Here is a 13378-nt window from a genome sequence, read left to right as displayed (position 1 = left end):
GGGGTCATGCGGCACACTACGTCGCATGCGTCGGCTTGTGTGCTGTCTGCTCGTCCTGCTCGGCTGTGGAATCGTCGTCTCGCCCGCGGCATCGGCGGAGTCGGGGATCCTCGATGTTCGCCCGCTCGGCGGTCGGCAATTCGAGGTGGTCGTGTACTCCGCGGCGATGAACCGCCCGATCACCCTGTGGATGTCGCATCCCGGGTCCGGTGCGCCCGCGCTGTATCTGCTGAACGCGGTCGACGGTGGCGAGGGCGGCGGGCCGTGGATGCGGCGCACCGATGTGGTCGACTTCTTCGCCGACAAGCCGGTGAACGTGATCGTCCCGATCGGTGGCCGCGCCAGCATGTACACCGACTGGCAGCGCGACGACGGCGCGCTGGGTCGCAACAAGTGGTCCACCTTCCTGACCGACGAACTTCCCCCGCTGCTCAACGATCGCTTCGGCATGACCGGCGCCAACGGCGTCGCGGGCCTGTCGATGTCGGCCACCTCGGCCTTGAATCTGGCGATCGCGGCGCCCGGCCTGTATCGCGCGGTCGGTGCCTTCAGCGGGTGCACGCAGACCAGTAATCCGCTCGCGGAGACGCTGGTCCGGTCCCAGCTGGCCACGTTCGGCGCCGACGCGACCAACATGTGGGGCGCCCCCGGCGACCCGGCGTGGGCGGCCAACGACCCGACTCTGCACGCCGACCGCCTGCGCGGCACCGCCATCTACCTGTCCTCGGGCAACGGCGCTCCCGGCCCGCACGAGGCCTTCAATGATCCGAGCATCGCGGGCAACGTCGGCGTCCTGCTCGACCGGCTGCTGGTCGGCGGCACCATGGAAGCCGTGGTCGGCAGCTGCTCGAGCCCACTCGCGGGACGCCTGGCCCAGCTCGGTATCCCCGCGGACGTCCGCTTCCGCGCCGGGGGCACCCATGCCTGGCCGTACTGGCAGGACGACGTCCACGATTCCTGGCCGATGTTCGCCGCCGCCCTCGGCATCTGAGCCTTCTTGTCGGTGGCTCGGCGCACACTGAGCCGATGGCATACGACGAGGAACTCGCCGAGCGGATCCGGGAGATCGTCTACCCACGGCCCGATCTCGACGAGCGGAAGATGTTCGGCGGTCTCGCCTTCCTGATCGGCGGCAACATGGCCGTGGCCGCCAGCGGCAAGGGCGGGCTGCTGGTGCGGGTCGCCCCGGCCGAAGGCGATGCCCTGCTCGACGGATCGACGATCACGCCGATGGTGATGGGCGGACGCGAGCTGCACGGCTGGCTGCGCGTGGCCCCCGAAACGGTCGACGACGACACCGCACTGCGGGAATGGGTCGAACGCGGGGTGGGGTTCGCGCAGACCCTGCCGCGAAAATAAAGTTCGGTGGATGTGTCGAAGGGCGGTGCGCGGCTCCGACCAGTGGGTGAAGCAAGCCACTCACCCCAAGGAGCACATCATGTCCGTCAACACATTCCTGTGGTTCGATGCCGACGCCGAAGCGGCGGGCGAACTCTATGCCGCGACCGTCCCGAACTCGCGCGTCGTCGAGGTCACCCGCCAGGGCGACGGTTCGGCCTTCATCGTCACCCTCGACCTCGACGGCCAGGCCGTCACGCTGATGAACGGCGGCCCGGGCCACCCGCACAGTGATGCCGCCTCGCTGCAGGTGATCGTCGATACCCAGGACGAGATCGATCGGCTCTGGGAGGCGTTGACGAGTGGCGGCGGCGCGCCCGGTCCGTGCGGGTGGCTCACCGACCGCTTCGGGGTGTCCTGGCAGGTCGTCCCGGCGGTGCTGCCCAAGCTGATGGGTGGCGAGACCGATCGCGTCATCGCCGTCGGCACGGCGCTGCGCTCGATGTCCAAGCTCGACATCGCCGCCCTGCAACAGGCCTACGACCAGGCCTGAACGCGCGAACGGCCGCCGCGGGGAGAGGTTCGCGGCGGCCGTCGTCGCGGGTGGGGCTAGCCGGCCGAGCCCGACAGCAGCCCACCCAGATCAGCGGAACCGGTACTCGTGCCACCGCCGGGGTTGGTCGGCTTCGGGGCGACGGTGATCGTGACGGTCTTCGAGCTGATGAGCTCCTGCACCGCCTTGATCTCGTGCGCGCCGGTGGTCTTGGGCGTCCAGGTGATGGTGGCCTTGCCGTCGGCGACCGAGACCGGCTCGCCGATCTGGGTGCCGTTGTCGGTGAAGGTCACCTTGAACAGGAACGAGGTGGCGGTGACATCGGCGGTCACGGTGTAGGCGGTATCCACGTAGTGCGTGCTGCCGCTCACCGCGATCCCCTGCACGAGCGCGGATGCCTGGGGTGCTGCCAGCACGGCGGCCGCGGCCACCGCGGTGAAAGCCGTGAGTCCGAAACCGGCACGCCGCGCCTGGTAGATCTTCATGATGTTCTCCTGTTCGCGCTGATGATGAGCGCGACATTAGCCACCGGAGCGCCACCGCGTCCCGGAAACTGAAATAACCATGTTTAAAAATGTTTCGGCCGGTGACGTCGCAGGTGGCAAGCGAATTCACCCGGAGCGGATGAGGCGCCCTCGGCGACCGGCCGCGACACTGGAACAATGTCGACGTCCGGGCCGCTGCGCTATCAGTTCGTCATCGAGGGCGAGCTGTCCGAGCGTGTCCTCGCGGCCTTTCCCGAGCTGCGTCCCAGCTCGCATTCGCCCACCGGAACCACCACCCTGTTCGGTCTGGTCGCCGACAGTACGGCCATGCGCGGCGTGATGGCCCGCATCGACACCCTCGGCCTCACGCTGCTGAGTATGTCCCAGTTGCCCGACTGAGCATTCGCCGACGAGTCGACGTCGATCTGATAACGAGCGACCTCACTTCCCCTCGCCAGCAACCGTACAGCCGCTGATTCGCCTACCGTCGATCTCGGCGGAGGTCGGCCGCCGTGCGGTGAACAGCGTGTTCAGGAGGGTGAAGATGGCTTCGTCGTCGGGTTCTCTGGACTTTCACGGTGGCGGCTCGGTGATAGCTGTGGCGGGCCGGCCCGCCGGTCTTCCCGAGCTGTCCTTCGCCCCGGTTCGATGCAACGAGGCGTTCGCCCGCCTGGATCGGGCGCAGGCAGGCGCCGGGCAGACGGTGCTGCTGTGCGGGCCCGCGGGCAGCGGGAAGACCGTCGTGCTGGTCGACTGGGTGCGCCGCCGGTGCTCGGCACGCGTCGCGTGGTCGACCGTCGCCGAACAGCACGGATCCGATCTGCTGGCCGACATCGCCCGAACACTCGAGCCGATCCCGGATTTCGTCCCGACCGGGATGCTGCACACGCCGATGGACCGCGCCGTGGACCTCGTCGCCGCGCTGGCCGACGTCGAGCCGACCGTGCTGGTGATCGACAACGCCCACCTGCTCACCGACCCGCTGCAACTCGCCGGCCTCGAATACCTGCTCACACACCTGCCCGGCCAGGTCACCGCGGTGATCGCGAGCCGATTCGACCCGCCGCTGCGTTGGCACGCCCTCGATCTGGCGGGCAGGCTCACCCGGATCGGAGCGCCCGAACTCGCGTTGTCGCCGGATCGGGTCGCTCAACTGCTGGCCCAGCACGGGTGCCGACTCGACGACGCCGAACTCGCCGTGGTCCAGAATTTGACCCGTGGCTGGGCCGCGCTGGTCCGCATCGCGGCGATCTGCCTGTCGGCCGGCGGCACCGACCGCGACACCGCCCTCGCGGCGCTGGCTCGCCCCTCGCACGCCGTCGCCGACTTCCTGGTCGCCGAACTGCTCGCCGCGCTGCCCGCACCCACGCTCGAATTCCTGCTCGCCACAGCGGTTCCCGAGCAATTCTGTCTGCCGATGGCCGAGGATCTGGTCGGCGGCGACGCCGCCCGCATCCTCGACGAACTGCTGCGCGCGAACTTCCCGCTGCACACCGTCGCCCACGCGGGCGAACTCTGGCACACCTACCATCCGCTCCTGCGCGCCTATCTGCTCGCCGAGGCCGCGTACACCAGGCCGGAGCGCCTGCCCGACTGTCATCGCCGGGTGGCGGCCTGGTTCACCGCGGCCGCGATGCCGGGGCCCGCGCTCGGGCATGTCCTGGCCGAGCCCGGCACCCCCGGGCTGGTGCCCTTCCTGCGTGACTGGGGGTTGCGCATGGTCCTGGACGGCACGGGCCACGCCCTGCTCGCCGCCCTCGAAAACCTGTCCGAACACGACACTTTCGTTCGCTTGCTGCGCGCGGCCGTCGCGGTGGAGTCGGGCGATATCGCCGCCGCGGAGGTCTATCTCGAAGCCGCCCATGTGGGCCCCGAATCGGTCGCGCCGGTGGTGCCCGCCGAGTGGGTGGCCGCTCTCGACCGCGCTGTGAGCGCGGGAGTGGCTGTCCTGGTGGGTGATTCGTCCTCGATGCGCTGGCCACTGCCGCCGGTGACCGGCCAGCCCGACCTCGACTGCTACGCCGCACTGCACTGCGGCATCGCCGAGATCTACGGGGGCGAGATCGACAGCGGCGCGGCGTCTGTGCGCCACGCGATCGTGCACTCCGAGCAGGCCGGACTGGGTCGCGTCGCGGTCCGTGCCAGAACCGCGACGGCCGGGGCGGCCGGGATGGCGGGCCGGCTCGGTGAGTTGCGCGCGCTGGCGGTCCAGGCGATCGACTGCGCCGAACGCTACGAACTGGCCGGCTCGGCCGAAGCCGCTCCGGCCAGGGTGCTCGCGGCCTATGGCGCCTATCAGCAAGGCGCGGATTTCGAGCGGCCGCCGTCGGGTCTGCCCTGGGTCGCGGCCGATGAGACCGTGGTGCCCGCGCCGGTGCGTCAGGTGGCGATCATGACCGGGGTGCTGATGTTCGCCGACGCCGCGGATCGGTCGGCCGCCGCGGTCGCACTCGCCAAGCAGCTGCACCGCCTGCTCGACGAATCGCCGACGCTGTACGGCACCGGTGAACTGGTCACCGACGTGCTGTGGCTGCTGCTGCGCGTGCAGGCCAGGGCCGACGCGCAGCAGTTGATCGACCACGCGACGCGCGTGCTCGGCCGGACCCCCGAGATGGCTGTCGCCGAAGCGGGACTGGCGCTCTACGCCCATCGCCCGGCCGTCGTGCTGACGGTGCTGGAACCGCTGCTCGCCACCCCGCGCTGTTCCTCGCGCTCGCTGGTCGCGGCGTGGCTGCTGGTCGCGGTCGCCGCCGACCGCCTCGATCGTCCCCGTAAGGTCGACGACGCCTGCGAACAGGCTCTCGCGCAGGCGTCGACCGAACAGCTGACGCGCCCGTTCCTCGACGTGCCGGAGGCCGCCGAACTGCTCGCCCGCATCGGCTCGCGCTTCGGCCAGTACGCGGCGCTCGTGGACCGTATCCGTGCCCACCGCGGCGCCACCGCGGGCGCACCGCAACTCACCGACACCGAACTGGTGGTGCTGCGCCAACTTCCCTCGGGCATGACCGCGGGCAATATCGCCACCGACCTCGGCGTCTCGGTGAACACCGTCAAAACGCACCTGCGCGGCATCTACCAGAAGCTCGCGGTGAACGCGCGCGCCGAAGCGATCGCCCAGGCTCGCGTGCTCGGTCTGCTCTGATCTCAGTCCGGCGCCTGCAGGGCCGGAAACCAGACATCGGTGAGCACCGCCGCGGCCTGAGCGGCCGAGACGTCGATGGTGCCCTGCATCGCCCAGCGGGTGAAGAACCGCTCGAGCTGGGCGACGAGCAGTTCGATCCGCAGGCGGGCCTCGTCGCGGCGGTGCTCGGGCCAGCGGGCGAGATAGGCGGGCATGGTGTCGGCCAGGGTCATGATGCCCTCGCGCGCCACCGCGCGGAATTCCGGTTCGAGCGCGGTGGCCTCGTCCCAGGCCGGGAGCATGTCCTTGTTCGTGAAGAACCAGTCGATCGCGCGAGTCATCCAGTCCGCGAACGACTCTCGGGAGCCGATGGTGAGTACCCGGTCCAGGTCGGCGTAGAAATCCCGGACGCTGGCGAGGGTGCCTTCCTGGGCGATGGCGCGCAGCACCTCGCCTTTGCTCGTGAAGTGCAGGTAGAAGGTCGCCCGGCTGCAGCCGACGGCGGCGGCGATGTCGTCGACGCGGACATCGGAGTAGCCCTGCGTTTCGAACAAGGTGCGTGCGGTCTCGACGATCCGGGCCTTCGTCAGGCGCTTCTGTTCCTCGCGGAGCGATCCACGGCGGGCGGGTTCGGTCGTCATGCGGCCATCTTAGACGATCAGCCCATTCACTGGACATGATGTCTAGCGAGACGTTATCCTGTGGTCCACGTCACCGGCATGGTCATCGATGACCGAGGCCGCTCAGGAGTTGTGCATGGATACACGCGAATTACCCAAGGTCTGCGTCATCGGCGCCGGACCTTCGGGTATCACCGCCGCCAAACGGCTTGCCGAGAACGGAATTCCGTTCGACTGTTACGAGGCGTCCGACGAGGTCGGCGGCAACTGGTACTTCAAGAACCCCAACGGCATGTCGGCTTGCTATCAGAGCCTGCACATCGATACCTCGAAGTACCGCCTGCAGTTCGAGGACTTCCCGGCCCCGGCGGATTGGCCGCACTTCCCGCACCACTCACAGCTGCTGCAGTACTTCAAGGACTATGTCGACCACTTCGGCCTGCGCGACAGTATTCGGTTCAACAGCCTGGTCACCTCGGCCGAGCGCGACGACGCGGGACTGTGGCGGGTCACGACAGCGGCGGGCGACACCGAGGTCTACGACGCGCTGATCGTGTGCAACGGCCACCACTGGAATCCCCGATTCCCGGACTACCCCGGCGAATTCGACGGCGTGCTCATGCACAGCCACGCCTACAACGACCCGTTCGACCCGATCGACATGCGCGGCAAGCGGATCGTCGTGGTGGGCATGGGCAACTCCGGGCTCGATATCGCCTCGGAACTGTCCCAGCGGTTCATCGCTTCGAAGCTGTTCGTCTCCGCCCGTCGCGGCGTGTGGGTGCTGCCCAAGTACGTCAACGGGCAAGTGGGCGACCGGGCGTCGATGCCCGCGTGGATTCCCGACAAGATCGCGCTCAAGCTCAAACAGCGCTTCGTGCGCAAGAACCGCGGCGAGATGTCGACCTACGGACTGCCGACGCCCGATCACGAGCCGTTCGAGGCGCATCCGTCGGCGAGTGAGGAATTCCTGCACCGGGCCGGCTGCGGTGACGTGGAGTGCAAGCCCGCGATCACCCGATTGGACGGCGACACCGTGCATTTCGCCGACGGCACCAGCGAGCAGGCCGACGTGGTCGTGTGCGCCACCGGCTACCACATCAGCTTCCCGTTCTTCTCCGACGCCGAGTTGGTGCCCGATGCGGCCAATCGGTTCCCGCTGTTCCAGATGATGATGAAGCCCGGCGTGGACAACCTGTTCTACCTCGGCCTGGCCCAGCCGATGCCGACGCTGGTGAACTTCGCCGAGCAGCAGAGCAAGCTGGTGGCGGCCTACCTGACCGGCCGCTATCACCTGCCCCCGCGCGAGCAGATCGACGAGGTGCTCGGCGCGCAGGAGGCCAAACGCGCCGGACGCTACTACGATTCGCCCCGCCACACCATCCAGACCGAATTCGAGCCGTACGTGCGCTCGATGACCAAGGAGCTGGAGCGCGGCGCGAAACGTGCCGCCGCCGCCGGCAATACGTTGCCGGTGCCCGCTCGGGTGACCGCCGAGGTGGCGCGATGAGCACTTCTTCGGGCTTCTGCCGTGACGAATTCGCCGGTGTGCGTGCGGCCTTCGACGAACACCTCGCCTCCGGCGCCGAACTGGGCGCCGCCCTGTGCGTCACCGTCGACGGCGACCCGGTGCTCGACCTGTGGGGTGGCTACGCCGACCCGGAGCAGAGCACCGCGTGGGCGGCCGACACCCTGGTGAACGTCTTCTCGGTCACCAAGACGATGACGGCGCTGTGTGCCCTGCTGCTGGTCGACCGTGGTGAACTCGACGTCGACCAGCGGGTTGCCCACTACTGGCCCGAATTCGCGGCGAACGGCAAGGCCGGCATCGAAGTTCGGCACCTGCTCTCACACACCTCGGGTGTCTCGGGCTGGGACAAGCCGATCGTGCTGTCCGACATCTACGACACCGATGCCGCCGCCGCCCGGCTGGCGACACAGGCACCTTGGTGGGAGCCGGGCACCGCCTCGGGCTATCACGCCATCAACTACGGCCATCTCGTCGGCGAACTCGTGCGCCGCATCACCGGTCGTTCACTGGGCACGTTCTTCGCCGACGAACTGGCCGGGCCTCTCGGCGCCGATTTCCACATCGGCACCGGTCCCGAGCACGCGGACCGGATCGCCACCCTGGTCCCGCCGGAGATGCCGGACTTCGACCTGTCGACCCTCGATCAGGACAGCGTGCTGATCAAGACGCTCACCAGTCCCTGGCTGGAGGTCTCCGAAACCGCGACACCGGCCTGGCGCGAGGCCGAGATCGGCGGCACCAACGGGCACGGCAACGCGCGCTCGGTGGCCCGTATCCAGTCGCTGATCGCCAACGGCGGCGAGCTGAGCGGCAGGCAGTTCCTCTCGCCGGCGACGATCGAGCTGATCTTCCGCGAGCAGGCCGACGGCATCGACCTCGCGCTGCTGGCTCCGCTACGTTTCGGCATCGGCTACGGGCTGCCACGACCGGAGACGTTCCCGCACATCCCCGACGGGCGGGTCTGCTGGTGGGCCGGGTACGGCGGCTCGATGGTCGTCAACGACCTGGATCGCCGAATCACCTTCGCCTACACCATGAATCGCATGGCCACCGGACTGATCGGTTCCGATCGGTGCGACAGCTATCTGAAGGCCACGTTCGACGCGGTAGGAGACACCCGATGACCATGCGCGCGATGCAGTTGACGGCCCCGGGCACCCTCGAACTCCGTACGGTGCCGGTACCCGAACTCGGCCCCGGCGATCTGCTGCTGCGGGTCGGCGCGGCCGGGATCTGCCATTCGGATTCGTTCGTGCTGAGCCTGCCGTTCCCGATGAGCGAGAAGCCCTTGACGTTGGGCCACGAGATCGCGGGCACCATCGAGGCGCTCGGCTCGGGGGTGGAAGGTCGCAGCGTCGGCGAACGCGGGATCGTGTACCTGTGCTGGTCGTGCGGGGAATGCCGGGAGTGCCTGCGCGGCAACGAGAATGTCTGCCTGGCCGCCGGTCGCACCGCGATGCCACCGTGCCCTGGCCTCGGCCCCGACGGCGGCATGGCCGAGTACGTCCGCATTCCGGTGCGCTCGTTCGTACCGATCGCCGACGAACTCGACTTCGCCCACGCCGCGCCGCTCGCTGACGCCGCCCTGACCCCGATGCACGCCATTCGCGGCGCCATGGACCAGCTGTGGCCCGGCGCCACCGCGGTCGCCATCGGCATCGGCGGACTCGGCCACGTCGCGATCCAGCTGTTGAAGACCCTGACTCAGACCACCGTGATCGCGGTCGACGTGGACGCCGACAAGCTCGCCCTGGCCACCGAATGCGGCGCCGACATCGTGCTCAAGGCCGACGAGAACACCGCGGCAACGATCTTGGAGCTCACCGGCGGACGCGGTGCGGAGGCGGTGTTCGACTTCGTCGGCGCCGACCCCACCGTCAAGGTCGCCGTCGAATCCGTCGCCCCCAACGGCGCTGTCCGGCTGGTCGGTCTCGGCGGCGGCGCCACCGGCATCGACGCGGGACCGGCGGGCGGACCCGGACTGCCCTGGGGCGCCACGGTGCGAAAGTCCTACGGCGGCACCAGGTCCGACCTCATCGATGCCGTGGCTCTGGCCGCCGCGGGCAAGCTCCGCGCCCAGGTCGAGCGGTTCGACCTGGCCGACGCCCGCACCGCCTTCGACCGACTCGACTCCGGCGCGATCCGCGGCCGCGCCGTCCTGATTCCCTGATGGAGAAGAACATGACCGATGCTGTAGACCCACAGGAATTCGTGGCCAAGGTGGCAGCGGGCCTGACCGCGCCGGGCGCGCCGTTCGAGATGACCGTCGAACCCGTTCTCGGCGTGCCGATTCCGGTCCTCGCCCATCGCCGTGCCAACCTGCGCGAACTACTGGAGCACTCGCGCAAGTGGGGCGAGCGCGACTACCTCGTCACCGAGGACCGCCGGATCTCCTTCACCGAGCACGCCGCGGCCGCGGGTGCGCTGGCCACCGCGCTGGCCGCCAGGTACGGCGTCGGCAAGGGCGATCGCGTGGGCATCCTGGCCGCCAACGGCCCGGACTGGGTGATCGCGTTCTGGGCCGCGCAGTGCCTCGGCGCGATCCCGGTCGGCTACAACGCCTGGTGGGCGCCACCGGAGATCGCCTACGGGCTGGGCCACACCACCCCGACTGTCGTCATCGCCGACGCGAAAAGGGCTGCGCTGCTCGCCGAGACCGGCACCGACCTGCCCGTCTTGACCATGGACGAGGATCTGCCCGCCCTGATCGCCGAGTTCGGCGGCGGCGAGATCCCCGGTACGCCGGTCGCCGAGGACGATCCGGCCGTGATCCTCTACACCAGCGGGACCAGCGGCAGGCCGAAGGGGGTTGTCCACTCGCAGCGAAACATGGTGGCGATCAGTGACTATCACCGTTTCACCGACGCCATGCTGGCCGCGTTCATGGGGCAGGAGCCCGGCGACGCCCCCAGCGATCGCCGCTACCTGGTCACCGCGCCGCTGTTCCACATCGCCAGCCTGCACAATCTCGTCATCCCGCGCCTGCTGACCGGTGCGGCGGCGGTGTTCCCGCACGGCGCCTTCGAAGTCGGCCGGGTACTGAGCCTGGTCGAGCGCGAGAAGGTCACCAACTGGGCGGCGGTGCCGACCATGGCCTCGCGTCTGCTGGAACACGATGTGGCCCAGCACGATCTGTCGTCGCTGAGCGCGCTCTCGCTGAACTCCGCGCCGTCCTCGCCCGCGCTGCTCGCCAGCCTGCGCGAGAAGATCCCGGCCCTGCAATTCTCGTTGACCACCAGCTACGGCCTCACCGAGAGCGGCACCGCGGCGACGGTCGCCACCCCGCTGGACCTGGCCGCGGACGACGCCTCGGTCGGCAGGCCGATCATCGGGGTGGCGGTGGAGATCCGCGACGCCGAGGGCAACGCGGTCGCCGAGGGTGAAGAGGGCGAGATCTGTATCCGCAGTCCCTACGTGATGCTCGGCTACTGGAACGACGACGCGGCCACTGCGGCCGCGATCGACGACCAACGCTGGTTGCGCTCCGGCGATTTCGGCACGATGGACAACGGCAGGCTCACCGTGTCGGGCAGGCGCACCGACCTGATCCTGCGCGGCGGTGAGAACGTGTATCCCACCGAGATCGAGAACGTGCTCGTCGAGCATCCGGCCGTCAGCGACTGCGCGGTCTTCGGCGTCGCCCACCCCGATCTCGGCCAGGAAGTGGCGGCGATCGTCGTCGCCGAACCAGGGGCGGTGGACCCGGAGGACCTGCGCGCTTTCGTCGCCGATCGCCTCGCCTATTTCAAGGTGCCCGCCCGGTGGCGGATCACTTCGGACGCGCTGCCGCGCAACGCGACCGGTAAAGTCACCAGGCGCGAGCTCGCGATCTAAGAGGGGTCACACCATGTTCGACAGCATCATCAAGGGTGCCCGTTGGTTCGACGGCACCGGCGCCCCGTCCGCGGTTCGTCACCTCGGTATCACCGACGGCAGGATCGCCGAGATCTCGGAGACCCCGCTCGACGAGACCGGCTGCTCCCGCGTCGTGGACGCGACCGGCAAATGGGTGATCCCCGGCATCATCGACATCCACACCCACTACGACATCGAAGTCCTGCTCGACCCGTCGCTGTCGGAGTCGGTGCGGCACGGCGTCACCACCGTGCTGCTCGGTTCGTGTTCGCTCTCGACCGTGCACGTCGACGGCGAGACCGCGGGCGATCTGTTCGGCAGGGTCGAGGCCATCCCGCGTCAGTACGTGGTCGGCGCGATGAACGACGTCCAGACCTGGAGTACCGCAGGCGAATACGTCGACGCGCTCGAACAGCTGCCGCTCGGGCCCAACCTGGCCGGCTTCATCGGCCACTCCGATATCCGGGCCGCGGTGATGGGGCTGGACCGCTCCACCCGCAAGGACGTGAAACCGTCCGCGCAGGAGCTGGCCGAGATCGAGCGTATGCTCGCCGACGCGCTCGACGTCGGCTTCGTCGGAATGTCTTCGCAGCAGCTGCTTTTCGACAAGCTGGACGGCGAGACCTGCCGTTCGCGCACGCTGCCGTCCACCTACGCCAAGAGTAAGGAACGCCACCGGCTCAACACGATCCTGCGCAAGCGCGGTCGCGCGTTGCAGGGCGGTCCCGACATCACCAACCCCAAGAGCCTGGTGTCGATGGCGGTGTCGAGCATCGGTCTGTGGCGTAACGCGCTCAAGGTGAGCCTGCTGTCGGCGGCCGATGTGAAGGCGGTGCCGGGCGCGTCCAAGATGTTCCCGGCCGTCGGCAAGATCATCAACGGGCTCGACGGCAACTTCCGCTGGCAGCATCTGCCGGTGCCGTTCGAGGTGTACTCCGACGGCATCTCGCTGCCGGTGTTCGAGGAGTTCGGTTCCGGCGCGGCGGCTCTGCACCTGTCCGACCACATCGACGAGCAGCGTCACCTCATGCAGGACGAGGAGTATCGCCGCACGTTCCGCAAGGACTACGACAACAAGTACGGCCCGCGCGCGTGGCACCGCGACTTCTTCGACGCCGACATCGTCGAATGCCCCGACGAGACCGTCATCGGCAAGACCTTCGGTGAGGTCGGTGTCGACCGTGGGGGCCTGCATCCGGTCGACGCGTTCCTCGACCTCGTCGTCGAACACGGCGACAAACTGCGCTGGCGCACCACCATCTCCAACCACCGACCCGAGGTGGCCGACGTCCTGGCCGCCGACCCGTCGGTCCAGCTCGGTTTCTCCGACGCGGGCGCGCACCTGCGCAATATGGCCTTCTACAACTTCGGTCTGCGCCTGCTTCGTCGCGTCAACGACGCCGCCACCAGCGACAAGCCGTTCATGACGGTCGAGCACGCGGTGCACCGCCTCACCGGCGAACTGGCCGACTGGTACGGCCTGGACACCGGCCACCTGCGCGTGGGTGATCGCGCCGACGCCGTCGTGATCGACCCCGCCCACCTGGACGAAACCCTGGACACCTACGCGGAGAGTCCCCTCGCGATCTTCGGCAACCTGTCGCGCATGGTCAACCGCAACGACGACACCGTCACCGCGGTCTTCGTCAACGGCCGCTACGTCTTCGGCGAGGGCGAAGCGGATCCCGTGCTCGGCACCGAACGAGTCGGAGCCTTCCTGCGCGCGGAGTAGGACCGCCGCCCGGCGCTCGCCGCGTCCGGGTACTCGCTGCTGGGTCGTCGCGCACCCTGACCCGGTGCGCGACGGCCCAGCCCCGATCTGCGACCCTCACCTGATGACCGGGCGGCGGTCGACCGAATCCGGTCGTCGCCGCC

Annotated in this window: 12 protein-coding genes; 10 read left to right on the top strand and 2 right to left on the bottom strand. The window is 68.9% G+C overall.

Features of this window, described 5'->3' with window-relative positions; genetic code table 11:
* The first annotated feature begins 25 nt into the window (after positions 1 to 25).
* The 3 genes from ACWF99_RS26830 to ACWF99_RS26820 all read left to right on the top strand — a co-directional run bounded on the left by ACWF99_RS26830 (position 26) and on the right by ACWF99_RS26820 (position 1891).
* A complete protein-coding gene (locus ACWF99_RS26830; RefSeq protein WP_378632762.1) occupies positions 26 to 991 on the top strand; it encodes an alpha/beta hydrolase in 966 nt (321 codons plus the stop codon).
* Between the two features lie 35 nt (positions 992 to 1026).
* Entirely contained in the window at positions 1027 to 1359 is a 333-nt protein-coding gene (locus tag ACWF99_RS26825; protein ID WP_378632765.1) for a TfoX/Sxy family protein, read from the top strand.
* A 79-nt stretch (positions 1360 to 1438) separates the two neighbouring features.
* The gene (locus ACWF99_RS26820; protein ID WP_378632767.1) at positions 1439 to 1891 is read left to right on the top strand and encodes a VOC family protein; all 453 of its coding nucleotides are present in this window, start codon (positions 1439 to 1441) and stop codon (positions 1889 to 1891) included.
* A 56-nt stretch (positions 1892 to 1947) separates the two neighbouring features.
* On the opposite strand, the gene ACWF99_RS26815 is transcribed toward ACWF99_RS26820, so the two are convergent.
* Positions 1948 to 2376 carry a hypothetical protein gene (locus ACWF99_RS26815; RefSeq protein ID WP_378632770.1) on the bottom strand — a complete coding sequence of 143 codons (429 nt, stop codon included), beginning with the start codon at positions 2374 to 2376 and terminating at the stop codon, positions 1948 to 1950.
* A 177-nt stretch (positions 2377 to 2553) separates the two neighbouring features.
* On the opposite strand from ACWF99_RS26815, the gene ACWF99_RS26810 reads away from it, so the two are divergent.
* On the top strand, positions 2554 to 2775 hold the full coding sequence (locus ACWF99_RS26810) for a hypothetical protein (protein ID WP_378632772.1): 222 nt from the start codon (positions 2554 to 2556) through the stop codon (positions 2773 to 2775).
* Positions 2776 to 2920: 145 nt separating this feature from the next.
* On the top strand, positions 2921 to 5518 hold the full coding sequence (locus ACWF99_RS26805; RefSeq protein ID WP_378632774.1) for a LuxR C-terminal-related transcriptional regulator: 2598 nt from the start codon (positions 2921 to 2923) through the stop codon (positions 5516 to 5518).
* Between the two features lie 2 nt (positions 5519 to 5520).
* Here the strand turns inward: ACWF99_RS26805 and ACWF99_RS26800 are convergent, their stop codons facing one another.
* Complete coding sequence (locus ACWF99_RS26800; protein ID WP_378632776.1) at positions 5521 to 6138, bottom strand: TetR/AcrR family transcriptional regulator; 618 nt, start codon at positions 6136 to 6138, stop codon at positions 5521 to 5523.
* 115 nt (positions 6139 to 6253) lie between these two features.
* Here ACWF99_RS26800 and ACWF99_RS26795 point away from each other — a divergent pair, with 115 nt between their 5' ends.
* From ACWF99_RS26795 to ACWF99_RS26775, 5 genes are read left to right on the top strand one after another with little or no spacing between them, the layout of a single operon-like run.
* Positions 6254 to 7627: a flavin-containing monooxygenase gene (locus ACWF99_RS26795; protein WP_378632778.1), complete on the top strand. Its 1374-nt coding sequence runs from the start codon at positions 6254 to 6256 to the stop codon at positions 7625 to 7627.
* On the top strand, positions 7624 to 8772 hold the full coding sequence (locus tag ACWF99_RS26790; protein ID WP_452537700.1) for a serine hydrolase domain-containing protein: 1149 nt from the start codon (positions 7624 to 7626) through the stop codon (positions 8770 to 8772). The genes ACWF99_RS26795 and ACWF99_RS26790 overlap by 4 nt, the downstream gene beginning before the upstream one ends.
* Before the next feature lie 2 nt (positions 8773 to 8774).
* On the top strand, positions 8775 to 9818 hold the full coding sequence (locus ACWF99_RS26785) for an NAD(P)-dependent alcohol dehydrogenase (protein ID WP_452537761.1): 1044 nt from the start codon (positions 8775 to 8777) through the stop codon (positions 9816 to 9818).
* Between the two features lie 11 nt (positions 9819 to 9829).
* A complete protein-coding gene (locus ACWF99_RS26780; RefSeq protein WP_452537699.1) occupies positions 9830 to 11482 on the top strand; it encodes a class I adenylate-forming enzyme family protein in 1653 nt (550 codons plus the stop codon).
* 13 nt (positions 11483 to 11495) lie between these two features.
* On the top strand, positions 11496 to 13235 hold the full coding sequence (locus ACWF99_RS26775) for an N-acyl-D-amino-acid deacylase family protein (protein WP_452537698.1): 1740 nt from the start codon (positions 11496 to 11498) through the stop codon (positions 13233 to 13235).
* Positions 13236 to 13378 lie beyond the last annotated feature (143 nt).

The organism is Nocardia sp. NPDC055002 (assembly GCF_053608825.1).
This window is presented reverse-complemented; position numbering and strand designations above follow the sequence as displayed.